At 49.1% G+C, this 14,435-nt stretch carries 14 protein-coding genes and 1 pseudogene; 10 read left to right on the plus strand and 5 right to left on the minus strand.

All coding sequences use genetic code 11. The features are described 5' to 3' along the window. Window positions 1–127: 127 nt before the first annotated feature. Together OOJ59_RS22060 and OOJ59_RS22065 are read left to right on the plus strand one after the other, a co-directional pair. Window positions 128–2,203: pseudogene (locus OOJ59_RS22060) on the plus strand (phage tail tape measure protein); the annotation flags it as partial. Between the two features lie 41 nt (window positions 2,204–2,244). Then, the gene (locus tag OOJ59_RS22065) at window positions 2,245–2,601 is read left to right on the plus strand and encodes a hypothetical protein (protein ID WP_268063481.1); all 357 of its coding nucleotides are present in this window, start codon (window positions 2,245–2,247) and stop codon (window positions 2,599–2,601) included. Here the strand turns inward: OOJ59_RS22065 and OOJ59_RS22070 are convergent. Next, window positions 2,569–2,790, minus strand: coding sequence for a hypothetical protein (locus OOJ59_RS22070; protein ID WP_199953464.1), 222 nt, complete (start codon window positions 2,788–2,790; stop codon window positions 2,569–2,571). The two genes, OOJ59_RS22065 and OOJ59_RS22070, sit on opposite strands and share 33 nt — an antisense overlap. 163 nt (window positions 2,791–2,953) lie before the next feature. Between OOJ59_RS22070 and OOJ59_RS22075 the strand changes: the two genes are divergently transcribed. The 6 genes from OOJ59_RS22075 to OOJ59_RS22100 are packed head-to-tail and all read left to right on the plus strand — an operon-like array spanning window position 2,954 to window position 9,577. Next, window positions 2,954–3,547, plus strand: a complete 594-nt coding sequence (locus OOJ59_RS22075) for a hypothetical protein (protein WP_268063482.1) — start codon at window positions 2,954–2,956, stop codon at window positions 3,545–3,547. Next, entirely contained in the window at window positions 3,547–4,131 is a 585-nt protein-coding gene (locus tag OOJ59_RS22080) for a hypothetical protein (RefSeq protein ID WP_110248596.1), read from the plus strand. The genes OOJ59_RS22075 and OOJ59_RS22080 overlap by 1 nt, the downstream gene beginning before the upstream one ends. Window positions 4,132–4,137: 6 nt before the next feature. Continuing rightward, window positions 4,138–4,536: a DUF6950 family protein gene (locus OOJ59_RS22085; protein WP_080182734.1), complete on the plus strand. Its 399-nt coding sequence runs from the start codon at window positions 4,138–4,140 to the stop codon at window positions 4,534–4,536. Further along, on the plus strand, window positions 4,536–7,250 hold the full coding sequence (locus tag OOJ59_RS22090) for a phage tail tip protein J-related protein (RefSeq protein ID WP_268063483.1): 2,715 nt from the start codon (window positions 4,536–4,538) through the stop codon (window positions 7,248–7,250). The genes OOJ59_RS22085 and OOJ59_RS22090 overlap by 1 nt, the downstream gene beginning before the upstream one ends. Then, window positions 7,250–8,194 carry a DUF6453 family protein gene (locus OOJ59_RS22095; protein ID WP_268063484.1) on the plus strand — a complete coding sequence of 315 codons (945 nt, stop codon included), beginning with the start codon at window positions 7,250–7,252 and terminating at the stop codon, window positions 8,192–8,194. The genes OOJ59_RS22090 and OOJ59_RS22095 overlap by 1 nt, the downstream gene beginning before the upstream one ends. 9 nt (window positions 8,195–8,203) lie before the next feature. Continuing rightward, entirely contained in the window at window positions 8,204–9,577 is a 1,374-nt protein-coding gene (locus tag OOJ59_RS22100) for a phage tail fiber protein (RefSeq protein ID WP_268063485.1), read from the plus strand. 134 nt (window positions 9,578–9,711) lie between these two features. On the opposite strand, the gene OOJ59_RS22105 is transcribed toward OOJ59_RS22100, so the two are convergent. After that, on the minus strand, window positions 9,712–9,810 hold the full coding sequence (locus OOJ59_RS22105) for a DinI-like family protein (protein ID WP_075204994.1): 99 nt from the start codon (window positions 9,808–9,810) through the stop codon (window positions 9,712–9,714). A 509-nt stretch (window positions 9,811–10,319) separates the two neighbouring features. Between OOJ59_RS22105 and OOJ59_RS22110 the strand changes: the two genes are divergently transcribed. Then, window positions 10,320–11,600, plus strand: a complete 1,281-nt coding sequence (locus OOJ59_RS22110) for a hypothetical protein (protein WP_085048049.1) — start codon at window positions 10,320–10,322, stop codon at window positions 11,598–11,600. 73 nt (window positions 11,601–11,673) lie between these two features. Then, the gene (pphA, locus tag OOJ59_RS22115; protein WP_087856062.1) at window positions 11,674–12,315 is read left to right on the plus strand and encodes a protein-serine/threonine phosphatase; all 642 of its coding nucleotides are present in this window, start codon (window positions 11,674–11,676) and stop codon (window positions 12,313–12,315) included. Here pphA and OOJ59_RS22120 read toward each other — a convergent pair whose 3' ends face one another. From OOJ59_RS22120 to rsmF, 3 genes are all read right to left on the minus strand, one after another. Next, entirely contained in the window at window positions 12,316–12,507 is a 192-nt protein-coding gene (locus OOJ59_RS22120; protein WP_032939629.1) for a YebW family protein, read from the minus strand. It lies immediately after the preceding gene. Between the two features lie 102 nt (window positions 12,508–12,609). Further along, a complete protein-coding gene (locus tag OOJ59_RS22125) occupies window positions 12,610–12,846 on the minus strand; it encodes a YebV family protein (RefSeq protein ID WP_029139506.1) in 237 nt (78 codons plus the stop codon). A 100-nt stretch (window positions 12,847–12,946) separates the two neighbouring features. Beyond that, window positions 12,947–14,368 carry a 16S rRNA (cytosine(1407)-C(5))-methyltransferase RsmF gene (gene rsmF / locus OOJ59_RS22130; RefSeq protein ID WP_160956426.1) on the minus strand — a complete coding sequence of 474 codons (1,422 nt, stop codon included), beginning with the start codon at window positions 14,366–14,368 and terminating at the stop codon, window positions 12,947–12,949. Window positions 14,369–14,435 lie beyond the last annotated feature (67 nt).

Raw genomic sequence — 14,435 nt, forward strand, 5'->3', positions numbered from 1 at the left:
TGCAGGACTTTAATTTCCATACGAATCTCAAAAGTGATCATAAGCTCCCCTGTATTCAGAGGAGCAGATTAACCCCTGGATCAATTTTCAACCGCTGGGGTGGATCAGTTTTGCACCGTTGGTAACACTTGGGTTGGTTGGCGGGATTCCTGGTCTGGTTATGTTGGGAGCAGGTGCATGGTACACCATGTACCAGAATCAGGAGCAAGCTCGTCGATCCGCACAAGACTATGCAAATACCATTGATCAGATACGCTCTAAAACAAAAACCATGTCATTACCTGAAGCTTCAGATAATGAAGCCAAGACTAGACAGGCATTAGACGAGCAAAACCGGCTTATTGATGAGCAGGCGAAAAAGGTTAGGCAGTTACGGGAAGAAATTTCCGGTTACCAGCATATGTTGGCTAACCCTGGTCCTACAGTTGCTGGTTACATGGTTAACCATCTTAAGAGCATAGATGACGCTACTCGAGGTCTTTCTGATGCCACTAATGCTTTAACTATTGAGCAAGAACGCTTGGCACAGATGCAGGCTAAATCGCAGTCTATTCAGGAGGTTCTTGAGGGGGTAGAGCATCGTCGTATTGCGCTTATTCGTCAGCAGGCAGCAGAACAGAATTCAGCCTATCAGTCATTATTAATTATGAACGGCCAGCATACAGAGTTTAATCGTCTGCTAGGGTTGGGAAATGCACTGCTTATGTCTCGTCAGGGACTGGTTAACTCTCCGTTACGGTCACCTCAGGCTGAGCTTAATACTAAACAGGTGGATGCGATTGAAAAAAGTAGGCGTGAACTTGAATTATCTCGCCGTAAAGGCGAGGAGAGAGAACGCTTACGATTAAGTTATTCTGCTGATGATCTTGGCTTCGCTTCTAACGATCCTCGTTACCAAACCAGCCGTCAGGAGTTAATTAATAATGGTTTAGAGGAGTGGAGAAATAATCAGGCTAACAAGCCGAAAGCAAAAGGTGGAAAAACTGAAGCCGAAAAAACGGCGGATACTTACGACAAACTCATTAAGCAGCAGAAAGAGCAAATCGCTCTGGCTGGTCAGAATACCGAACTGGCAAAACTGAAATACCAGGTTAGCCAGGGTGAGCTTACGTCTCTTACCGAGGCACAAAAACAAACCCTGTTGCAGAATGCCGCGTTGATTGATCAGCAGAAAATCCGCGAACAATTAGCGGCGTATGAAGCCAACCTCGCTGACTCAAACGCCAGCGCGCGAGCATCTAACCAGGCAGAACTTACCGGATATGGACAGGGAAGCCGAATGCGTGAACGTATGCAGGAAATGCTACGCATCCGGGAGGAATTTCAGCAGAAGAACATTGATCTTCAGCGGCAGTACCAGTCAGGTGATATTTCTGAAGACCTATACCGTCAGGAACTGGAACTAAATAAACGTTATCTCGATGAACGGTTACGAGATCAGGAAGCTTATTACTCGGCCTCTGATGCCCAGCGCAGTGACTGGACAACGGGTATGCGTGAAGGTTTTGCGAACTGGGCTGACACTGCTTCTGATTACGCATCTCAGTCTGCTGACCTGGTGAATAACGCAATGTCCGGGCTGGTGGGTAACATTTCTGATGCACTGGCCGGTAATAAGGTTGACTGGGAAGACTGGGCTAGTTCGGTGCTTCAGTCTATGCAGAAAATTATCCTCAATGCGATGCTGGTGGATTCTTTACGGTCTGCCAGTAACAGCGGTTTTTTCAGTTCAATCGGCGGCATGTTTGGGGTGGGTGCTGGCGCTGCATCTGGCAGCACTCCTTCAGGCGCTTATAACTCTGCCGCATCTGGCATAAAGCTGAATGCAAAAGGTGGTGCATATGCCTCTGAAAGTCTGAGCGCTTACAGCAACAGCATTGTTAGCACACCGACATATTTTGCTTTTGCAAAAGGTGCCGGGCTTATGGGGGAGGCGGGGCCGGAAGCCATTATGCCATTGACACGATCAGCTGATGGTTCGCTGGGTGTTCGCATGGTTGGCACTCCAGGCTCTACATCAGGCGGCGGTGATACGATTATTCATCAGCACTTCAACATATCCGGTAACGGAGACGCTGCACTGAAGCAGGCTATGCAGGAAGCTGCGCGACAGGGAGCAAATGACGGTGCGAAGCAGGCGCGTCAGGATATCTTGCAGGACTTCTCTAATAGAGGTCAGGCAAGACGATTGCTTGGCGTGTAACCATTATTAATTTTCATTTAGCCGAAAGGCGGGAGACAGTTATGACTTTAGAACAACGAGTTGAGTCACTTGAATTTAAAGTAGGGTTTCCGAAAGAAAATGGAGTAAGAATTTCTTTCGGAGAAAATTTGGCCATGTCATCTACACAGCGCATTGGCAGTAACGTGTCGGTGAAAATTGGCAAAGAAAATGTCGCTACCATTCAGTACAGCGAAGACTTAACGCCAGAACTTACGCTGGAAGGGTACAATCAGCGGGCGAAAGAACATGCCCAAAATGTTGTCGTAAATATTATTGAAGCGGCCCGGAATCAGGCCGCATTTAATTCAAATATTAATGCTGCATTAGATAACGCAAAGCAAAATTTACTTTTCAATACCAGACAATTTCAGAGCTAAAGCTTTAGTTCTGGATATTGTTTCAGCGAGTTCAGACGGAGCATTTTTTTCAGCTAACTCCCATGTCTTTTTTGTGTTGCTTTGAAAAGCAGATAGTTGCTCAGGTGTGAGCACACTTATTAGTTCTCTAACGACCGACTCAAGAGCATCTGTTCGGTCAAGGCTTCTTTTTAATACTTCAATATCCATTTTAACCCTTTCTTAGAGGTAATCAGCCATCCCTCATTACCAGAATACGCCAGTGTCCAACCACTGACGGGCTGAACACGTATTTTAACTATGGATATCAATCAGTAACATCCTGACAAATGATCAGTAGCGCCGCCGTGCGCAGAATAATGCAGGAGAATCTATGGCTGTATTCGAATGGCCCGAAGATGTCTGCCCCGCGTCGCTGACCTGGCGAACAGAAAGTAATACCAAAACCTTCCGTTCCCCCTTCAATGGGGCATCGCAGACAGCACGCTTCCCCGGTACCCGCTGGGTATGTTCCCTGACCTTTAATAACCTTACTGACGAAAAATCCAGACGTATTGATGCTCTGGTGGCTTCGCTTGATGGTGAGTATGGAAGGGTAAAAGTCCGTGACTGGGGCAGAAGTGGCAGAGCGCCTGCTGGTGCGCCCGTTGTTGATGGGGCAGATCAGACGGGAACCCAGCTTCAGAGTAAGGGCTGGACGCCGGGAACATTGGTGCTCAGACAGGGCGATTATTTCACTGTTAACGATGAGCTAAAGATGGTTACAGCCGACGTGACGAGCGCGGCGAACGGTACCGCAATGATTGCCTTTGCGCCGATGTTGCGTAGTTCGCCACCGGCTAATGCTGTCATTGAGGTCGCGAAACCCTACGGCATTTTCAAACTGAAGGATAACCAGCAGGGTGCCGGTAACCGTATGCCGGGTGTCTTTACCAGTTACACGCTGGAGCTTGAGGAGGCATTTTAATGCTGTATTCCCCCTTTTCGGATTCGATGGTGGACTGGTTATCCCGCGACAGGGTGACGGTTGCGATCGCCGCCAATATTCAGTTTGAATCCGGCACCGTCTATGTGCATTCCGGTACCGGGACACTGGTTATTGGTGGTTATGTCTATTATGGCATGGGCCGCATGGGGTCTGTTGATGATGCCAGTGAAACCAGCACGACCAGTCCGACGCAGGTCAAAATGACCCTCTCTGGTCTGGATATGGCCCTCTTTGCTACCACGCTGAATGAGCGATGCGTGGGCAGAAATGCCGAAATCTATCTGGTGGCCATGGATGATAACGGTGTTGTCCAGGTTGCCGATCTCCTGTTCAAAGGGAGGGTATCCAGTACGGGGGCGACCGCTGGCGGGACGAACGCCCTGCAGTACACCATCAGTAATATTTTTGAAGACTGGCAGCGTCCTTTCCCCGATCGCTATACCGATGAATCGCAGCAGGCCGCTTATCCCGGAGACCGCATATTCCGGTATGTGGCGCAGATGTCTGAACGTTCGATTTACTGGGGCAGTAAAAAAGATGCACCAGGATTTACCTATAAGTGAGGAAGCATGAAGCATCCGGACTGGCATAACAGATTAATTACCGTAATAAGGGCCGCTGAAAAGCGGCCTTTTTTATGGGGCAGTCATGACTGCTGCCTGTTCGCGGCAGACTGCGCTCAGGCCATGTGCGGCGAGGATTTTGCGGCAGACTGGCGCGGAACATACGACAGTGAGCATGGGGCAAAAAAGGCGATATTGCGCGGTGGCGGTTCGCTTGAAAAGGTGCTGGCCCGTTATCTCGACGAAGTACCGGTGAAACTGGCGCAGCGTGGGGATATTGCCGTTGTTGAAAATGCCGGGGCGCGATGCGCCGGGGTGGTGTATTCCGGCGTTGTATGGGTTCCTGGAGAAAATGGTCTTGTCAGTCTTCGGGTTAAACCGTTGAGTGTCTGGAGGGTGCGTTAATGCCTGCTGCTGTTCCTATTGTTGCCACCATTGCCGCAGGTGTGGCAGCGGCAAATGAAATGTATGCCATTGCGATGGTTATCACCGTCGCCGCACAGATTGCCACTCAGGCTCTGACCAAGACCCCGTCGCTGAATTCCTACCGTGATACGTCTGAACGCAAACAGGTTCTGCGTGCAGCGGCCAGCGCCAAAACCGTTGTTTATGGTCGCTCAACGTCGGCGGGCACTTTGTTCTTTTCCGAAGAGCAGGCTGGCGAACAGGATGATGGCGAAATGCTGCATCTGGCTATTGCCCTGGCGGGACACCCGTTATCCGGCGTTCAGACTGTCTGGCTGGGTGATGAGCCGATCAGTAGCTATCCTGAGCATGCCTTTTTCGAGCTGCACACCAATCGCCAGACGGCGGACCCGTACATGCTGGAAAACTGCCCGTCATGGAAAGAAGACATGATCGGGAAAGGGATCACCTGGCTGCGCGTATCCCTGAAGTTCAACGCTGAAAAATTCCCGGCAGGTATCCCTAACATCAAGGTCGAAAAACAGGGGCGTGCCGTTTATGACCCGCGTACCGGGTTGACGGGTTACAGCAACAATGCGGCGCTGGTTATCCTGGACTATTACCGCAATTACCTGAAAGTGCCCGACACCGATATTCTCTGGGACCAGTTTAAGGACGCGGCGAATATCTGTGATGAAGATGTGATTACTGGCGGTAATACCGTTGAGAAGCGCTATACCATCAACGGTGAGTTCGATCTCAGTGAAAACAAGGTCAGTATTCTTGAAGGGATGCTGGCAGCATGCGCCGGGGATGTAACGTATACCGCGGGCAAACATGGCCTTCTGGTCGGGGCTTATTATGGTCCTGCGACAGAGGTGATCACTGAGAGCCAACTAGCCGGTGATATCGAAATCATGCCGGAAGTCTCTCAGGCGGAGCGCGTTAACACCATCAAGGGGACATTTGTCGATCCACAGCAGGGTTATACCGAAGCGGATTTCCCCTCTGTGTCTGTCAGTGAATGGGTGACAGAAGACGGCGTAGAAATATCGCAGGATATGAAGCTGCGATTTGTGACCTCTGAATTTCAGGCCCAGCGACTGGCTGACGTGAAGTTAAAGCGCACCCGCATCGCCAGAACCATGAACGTTACGTTGAACCTGAGCGGATACCGTTACCGCCCGGGAATGTACGTGAAGGTGAATTTCCCATCTATCGGTATCGTGAATGTTGAGATGCGGGTAACTGACTGGAAGTTCGGCGTTCAGAATGGCGTGCAACTGACGCTGAAGCAGGAAACAGCAGATGTCTGGGGCGACGCCGTTGGTAAACCGATTGAGCGACCGCCGTTCACTCAGTTGCCATCCGGTGGAGTGGCGCAGCCGCAGAATCTGAAATACACCGTGGAGGAAATTGGACAGGTTGTACAGGGCATTCTGTCATGGCAGAACATCGGGCAGGTGGTCTACAACAAAGTGGTCATTCGCCGCAATGGTCAGATGGTCATGTCCGTCCAGGTTCCGGGGACGTTCACGCGTCTTACCGGGTTACCGAAAAATACTTACACAGCCCACGTTATTGCCGTAAACCAGATGGGGGCAGAATCGCCAGAAGGGTATCTGGAATTCAGCATTGAAGCCCCGCCAGCACCTTCCCATGTTGATATTGAGCAGGGATTCTTTGCCGTCACGCTGATCCCGCGTCTGGCGGCGATCACTAATGTTTCCACGCAGTTCGATTTCTGGACGTCAGGTGAAACGAAACTACCTGATACCTCAACAGCGACCGTGGAAGGGAATGCAAGCCGCGAAGGCATGGGAACCACATGGACAAGCAATCAGCTACAGGTTGGACATACCTATTACTGGTACATCAGAACGGTTAACGCCTTTGGTGCATCCGGTTTTATCGAGGTTCCGGCGTTGTGCTCTATGGATACGGGCGGGCTGATTGACATCATAGATGATCAGATTCAGAACTCTGACGCGTTCCAGAATATTAAGGCCGGGGTTGATACTAACCTGGAAGGTATTATGGAAAATGCGCTGGCGAATCATGGCACCGTTGAGCATCAGTATCAACAGTATGGTGAGGTACGCGCTGATATTCTGGTTGTAAAAACCACGGTGGCTACTGCTGAGCAGGGGCTCGCTGACTTATCCACTTATGTCCAGGCTCAAATAGGACCTGATGGTAGTCTGACCTCTGCTGTAAACCAGAAAATGACTGCGGTGGTGAACAGCGACGGAACAGCCAAAGCCTCCTACACGCTGAACATGGGTATCGTAAGAAATGGTGTTAAGTACAACACGGGTTTCGGTATGTCCATCGAACCTGATGGAAACAGCTATAAATCCACGGTTGTCTTTGCCGCCGATCAGTTCGGAATTTACTCCGGTAACAATCCAGGTAACTGGCAGGCTGCATTCTTTGTCTATAACGGGCAGGTATTTATTCGCAGTGTGCTCATCCAGGAAGCGTCCATTGATTTTGGTAAAATTACCGATTCTCTGCAATCGTCGAATTTCATTCCCGGCGTAAGAGGCTGGAACTTACCCAAGAATGCCAGCCCGGAATTCCATGGGAGGTTATATGCCGATAGTGGTGAGTTTGCATTTAACGGCGTTAATAACACTGTTGTCATCAACGGGAATGGCCTGACTGTCAATTTATCTGGCGGTGGTCGTGTTGTCGTCGGGAGGTGGTCATAATGCCGGAAGGGATATTAATCGACTATAACGATGGCCGTCCGGTGATGGCGATTACTGCGGGGCTTCGTGCCCCGAGTTTTTGCACATCGTTCTCAGGCTGGTCATCCCAGTTCATGCAGTACCCTGTCAATACGCCACTCGTTCCTGGCTCACAGGCTATCGTGGTGCCAACTAACCCCATTTACATCTATTCCTTTGCTGAATTTGATGTGGCCATTATGACCAGCGTCACCCGAAACGGAGATTCCGGGGTGATTATCGGGGCTGAGACAATCGGTGGAAAAAGTCTTGTCCCTGACTGGTCTGGCTACGTTATGGAACTGCTCCCTGCGGCGACGTATAACGAAGGATTACTGGTTTCAAACTCGACTGACTTCACCTCCATCTCCAATCAGGCCGCGCTGATGACCTGCGCTTATTCCGGGCGCATTACGGTTAACGGCAGCGCGCCGCTTCCGGTGAGCGGTATTCCTTTCGGCAAATGGGATAACCCGAATGTGTCGGTGGGGTTTGATGGTGGCAATATCATCGTGCGCGATATTTCCTACACAGGGCGGGACGATGTGGCCGGAACGGCGACGATAGACCTGGTGATATTCAATCAGACCGCACCTGTCGGCGGCGACGGTATCACGATGACCAACGCCGCAGGTCAGGTCACGTTCTCCACGCTGAAACGCCCGTTTGTATATGACCGTCAAATCCAGATTACCGATGCCTTTCAGGATATTGGCGGCGGGTTCTGCCAGATAGTCTATACCGGCGTTCAGGTACGAATGATAGGCGGATGGGGAAATATCAGAACCAAAGGCGTTGTCATGTCAGGCGGTAGCGTCAGGTCAGCCTACAACAAAGTATTTGCGGACCGCAATTCTGGTGCATGGGATATGACCCGTAACAGGAATATTGCCATGCCCATTCTTATTCTTCCGAACATGTACTGAGGAAAAACTATGTCAGCAGGAACATTAACCCTGACGAATAATGACCGTTATGTCACCGGAACAGGCACGGCATTTACGGCAGATTTAAAAGCCGGTGATTTTATTGTCTCCGTGGTAGGTGGCGTCACGTATACGTTACCCGTAGAAACCATTGACGATAATGCGGGGCTTTCTCTTGTCAGTCCCTACACGGGGCCAACTCAAAGTGGACTGGCCTGGTATGCGGTTCCCCGGATGGCTTTGAACCTTGTCACCGCAGCTCTGGTTGCACAGAGTGCAGAAGCTCTGCGCGGTCTGAATTACGACAAACAGAACTGGCAACTGATATTCAGTAGTAGTGGGGATGTGACAGTAAAACTTCCCGATGGTAGTTCTTTTACCGGGCCTGCATGGGGAGGAATAGCGAGCACTCTGAATAACATTAACCAGGCCCTGAAAGGGAAGGCGGGGAGTGGAGTAAACTCCGATATAACCAGCATAACGGGTCTGACCACGCCGCTTAGCCTGAAGCAGGGAGGTATGGGCTCAGATAATGCCGCCGGAGCACGGGGAAATATACAGGCAGCAAGCATCTGGAACTCTTTGTCTTCAAATATTATTGAAAAGAATATCAGTGGAGCACAGTACGCCCCTCGCTGCGGCTATTGGCAGGCAGCGGGTAATACCTGGACGCCTAAACCTTATGGCGGTCTGTTAAGCCTGAATAACTCAGGAAATGAATTAAATAATTTTACGCTCGGGCAAGTAAATCGCTGGATATTTATTGCTGATACCAATGAGATTTACCTGCGAACGACATCCAGCACTGAAAACGGAATAGTAGATACTCCCTGGATTAAACAGTGGGGCGCATCCAACACCACCATTGATGCCAACGGCGCTCTGAAACCGGCATCCCCGATTGTTAAAATATTTGGTAACGGGTCTGTGGAACTCAATGACGAGTCAGAAGGCGTTACTGTAAAACGCGTGTCAACTGGTGTGTATCTGCTATCTGGTGTTACGGGACTGAATGCGGATCCGCTCTGGGGAGGTATTGATGGTGGTGTAGTGATACCGACAGATATCAACAACCAGCCGCTGGTCTGGGCTGATTTTTGTGTGGAGCCAGACGGCGATATAGTGCTGAAAACGTATCACCGGACCCACCCAAGCGCGCCGGAATTCGCACGAAACCTGATTGGCAAAAAGAATAACGACGGTTCGTTTACTGAAACGGTGCTGGATGGCGAGCCGGTTGATATTCCTGCAGGTCGGTGGGTTGATGTGCGTGTTCAGATGTCGGAGGACAGTCTCTGGAATCAGAAGCAACTGGCAATACGGGAAGCCATGGAAAAAGCTGAACGGGAGCGTGAGGATAACCAGCAGGATATAAAGCCTTAAAACAGGGAGGTGCCGCAGTCACGTCGTATGCAAGAACGTAACTGCGGCCGACTGGTGGCCTTACAATATAGCGAGTATTGGTTGGTTCCCGGTCGCGACGGATTGTACTTAAGCAATATGACGAATCAATGTGTTTAATCTGAAACCAGCCACATATCAGCCTCTTCAAACATTTCCTGAACAGTACGGCTTATCTGTTCTATTTTATGCTTGCTGGCGTCAACGCATTCAATTTTGGAAGGAAAAACTGTCCGAAACCGGTCCGAATATGTCCGAAATTTTGGCTAACTATATGATTTTTAGTACCTGAAAACACACCTTTAATTGTGTGTTTTTTGTTCTAATGGTTTGTTATTGCGTTGAAAATAAAGGATAAAAAATAATTTTGGAAAAAACAGGAATCGTATTCGGTCTCTTTTTATGCGGATTTCATTTCAATAAGTTAGAACGTCATGTCCAAAAATTTCCGAAATTTGTCCACATATCAGTATTTGGGATTGCTTCGTTATACCACACAGTTTTTAACATTCACAGTGTATTTGCAGAGAAAAAGAACAGGGATGGGCGCTGTTTTTCCTCGTATCCTAGAGTGTGCATGACGTATGTGTCAGTGTTTTCAGTGGGTTCTTGTTCCCTCAGACGTTTGGACTCGCTTGTACCGATAGCGGTATACTTCTTCATCAATAGGTGAAGTTCTCACCACTGACTCGGGACTTAGACTCACAGTAAAGAGACAGAAGAAATGGATAAGTTTAAAGAATGGCTGGTGATGGAAATTGGTAATGCAGACGATCTCTCTTCCTCATTAAATCTCTACACTAATGTCTATCAGTTAATACCTGAATATAAATTTGTATTTTCGTCTCCTAAAGGTCCATATCCGGGCTTTCAAACTAACAAAAAGTTCGAAAACGGAGCATCTATTCGTTCTTTATTCAATGATGAAAATGTGTTCGTCATGGATCCTCAAACGATAGAAGAAATGTTTAGTGATAAACGCTGCTCTACTTTTAAAATAGACTACTCAATATCCCTTGATAGCCAGGCATTAAGTTATTTGCGGCCTTATATTAACGGAAAGGTCTCAGGTTTAGATGATGACATTGAAGAAATATTCAATTTTATTTCCCATAAAAATACTCAGGTAGATTCTGTACTGTATGAACTGGAGAATCTTAACAATTTAGATGTAAAAGAAAACCATCATAAAATATTTGATAAATTGTTAGGTTACGAGTTTATAAAGGATGTAGATTTCATCAAAACGGGAAATACCGGGAAATTGACATCAAAAATATCACAAAGTGAGCTTTTACTTAAAACTGACAGACATTTTAATTCTATGCTTGCTAAACACAAGGATTCTGAGTTCAGGCGTGCGCTACGAGATCGACATGATAGTATATATGCTTACCTTCTAATGATGAGTATCATCCAAATCAAATCACCCGCCAGGTCGCTAAAGAATAAACTTATCGATCTGTTAATTTTTGCACACAACAAAGTCGGTTTTCTGGCCACAAGAGAGCTGATTCTTGCAAGTGAGTTCTTTAAAAGAGGAACTCAATTTAGATTTTTTAACAAGATACATAAAAAATCAAAAAATATGTGGCCAGCTTTACATGGGATGGCATGGGACCTTACTCATTGCAGATATTTAGAACAAGCTATTACCTTCAATACCGGAAATGACCAACGGTATTTTTTTCCTGGAATTTTAAGCTGTGATAAAGGATTTATTGAAGCTATGGAGCTGACACCATTAAAGGCCGTTGCATTTAATACCCAGGGTGGGCCGCCACTGCTCTTTTACCATGATAATGACGTGAAAAAAATCACAGCAGACATACCTGAGGTTATTGATTTTTATATAAAAATAACAAGCAAACATAAAAGAGAAGAAAGAGCCAGCACGCGAAATGCACCCACTTATGACCTGCAATCTATTGTTACAGAACTGGAAGAAGAGCTGGAAGCTGTTGCCCAGGTGCCTGTTAGGCGGGCTGATCACATAGGGTCGTGACACCAGCATCGTTCGGAATTTTGCTGCTATGGTTTAATTAAGTGAAGGGTAATATTTGTATGCAGGAGGTCAAATGGGACAGCCTGACAATATCTACCAGCGGATCGCAGCAACAAACTGGCGACACGTCTGGGTCGTTGGGGATCTCCACGGTTGCTTCTCTTTATTGATGGCTAAACTGCGCCAGTGCCATTTTGATCCCTGGCAGGATCTGTTGGTTTCAGTGGGCGATGTTATCGACCGTGGCCCTGACAGTCTCCGTTGCCTGCGCCTGATGCGTAAAAGCTGGATTGTGGCAGTCAGGGGCAATCATGAGCAGATGGCGTTGGATGCACTGGCGACGGGGGAGCAACTGTCGTGGTTTATGAACGGCGGCGCGTGGTTTGCTCACGCGGATCAGCCCGCGGCGAGGTTAGCACTGGAAGCGTGCCGAAAGTTACCCTGGATTCTGGAACTACGCTGCCGGAGTGGTATACACGTTGTTGCTCATGCTGATTACCCGGATGATGATTACCAGTGGCAAAAAGAGGTCGATTTACAGCGGGTACTGTGGGATCGAGCACGGTTGATGAACAATGGTAACGGCATACGCGGCGCGGATCACTTTTGGTTTGGACATACGCCGCTGCGGCATCGGTTGGATCGCGACAATCTGCACTATATTGATACCGGTGCGGTATTTGGCGGCGAATTAACGCTGGTGCAACTGCAATAATCAGAAATCACTGTATTCCTGGGCCGGACGCCAGAAGCTGTCGATATAATCGTCCGCAGGCAAACATCCGCCGTTACGGATGCGCTGATCGTCCATCGATACAAGGCATTGCTGCTCAGTTTTGTAGACATCAACCACGATATCTTCACAACCGCCGTCAAGGTAGCACACAAAAAGAACCAGCGTGAACATTCCATCCTCTAATGGTAAAGCCATACCTCTAGTGTAGAAGATGTTGATAGATGAGGGAAATTAGCCAGGAAATAACCCGTCTGGCGACGGGTTCTTTTTGAATCAGGCAAGGCGCATGATCCAGGCATCTGACTTACGATCGTAGTGCTCGCGAAACAGAACAGAATGTTCTCCATTCAGAAGGGCCGGGACGCTGGTGTCGGCATCCCAGGCGTCCAGTTGCATACATAAATCCGGATCGGATTTACATGGAATGGTTAACGTTCGGTCCCCCGGCGATTCGCCATGCAACTCGGCGTCGTCGATTTCAAAAGCGCCAATGCGCACACTGGTTTTCATCATCGTGCTCTCCGTTTATCTGCTGATTGTGGTACGACCAGTTAGGTCGTCCATTTTTCAGCGTAGTCAACGTTAGCAAAAGCGCCAGTCAAAACGTGCGTTATCCTGTAAAGAGTTTGCCATCCCGGACAAGATCGCGTGGATAGCTATTTTTCAATCGCGATCCAATACGTTTTGCCAGGCCGATCGGCTGATGCTGGAAGGTAACCAACACGTCGTCAGTTGTGGGTGAAGTTTGCGGATAAACATCTCTACCGCGATACCACTCTTCCGCTTCGGCAAGGCTCAGTTCGAACGCATGGCTGTGGCCTGGATCGGCGAGGGCGATGACGGCTTCATGCTGCCAACGATACCCTTTGTTGTGGGTCTCAGCCAGTTTAACCCCGAGGCGGGAAAAACGAACTTTGCCAATCAGGGGTTCAATCTCTGTCGGAAATAACCAGATCTCTTTATCGCGCTGCCACAGGCGTAAATTGTCTGCCCATTGTAATCCGCAGGCGTTAGCGGCCTGGGTAACAAGCGCGGATTCACGTCCTTTCAGCGGGCTGAACGGGAAGTTACCCACTTTATATTTCGGTGAGGGTAGCGCAGGAATGGCGGCCGTTTTGCGCAAACGCGCGACGAAGAAACCTTCACAATCGTAGATCTGCGGGAACACATGCAGGAATCCTTCCGGCGTCAGGGCGCGTTCAGCCTCCGGGAATAAATCGCCCAACGGTAAAAATTCAACGGCATCCGGGTAGGTTTCAATCAACCACTGCATAATGGCTTCGTTTTCGTCACGGTTCAGCGTACAGGTTGAATAAACCAATGTGCCGCCGGGACGCAGAGCGTGAAATGCGCTGTCGAGGAGCTCGCGCTGGGTTGCGGCAATTTCCAGATTACTTTCTATGGACCAGTTTTTCAGCGCATCGGGATCTTTACGTACCACGCCTTCGCCGGAACATGGAGCATCCAGCAATATGGCATCGAATGTTTCTGGTAATGCCGCGCCGAATACCCGCCCGTCAAAATGGGTCAGGGCGACATTGTTGATACCGCAACGGCTGATATTGGCATGCAGGACTTTGACGCGACTGGCGGAAAACTCATTTGCCAGAATCGCGCCCTGATTATTCATTTTGGCGGCAATTTGCGTGGTTTTGGAGCCGGGAGCTGCCGCGACATCCATTACGCGTTCCGGGGTATTGCCATCGGCAAACAGCGCGGCGACTGGCAACATTGAGCTGGCTTCCTGAATATAAAACAGGCCGCTTAAATGTTCTGCGGTGCTGCCGAGCGGCAGTGACGTTTCATCATCGCGTTCAATCCAGAAGCCTTCAGCACACCATGGAACAGGGGTGAGCGACCAGTTATATGGCGCTGTCAGAGTGAGGAAATCGGCAACAGAGATTTTCAGCGTATTGACGCGGATGCTACGGCGCAGCGGACGCTGGCAGGCAGCGAGAAAATCATCGAATGAGAGCGTGGAAGGCATTGCTTCACGCATTTGTGTCAGAAAGGCGTCGGGAAAATAAGCCACTTGGTACCACCGGCAAAAAAACAGGAGCGCAGTGTAGCATAAGTGCTCCGGCGCGAGTACGCCGGAG

It is taken from the genome of Citrobacter sp. W9, assembly GCF_026719375.1.
In the GTDB taxonomy this organism is placed as follows: domain Bacteria; phylum Pseudomonadota; class Gammaproteobacteria; order Enterobacterales; family Enterobacteriaceae; genus Citrobacter; species Citrobacter werkmanii.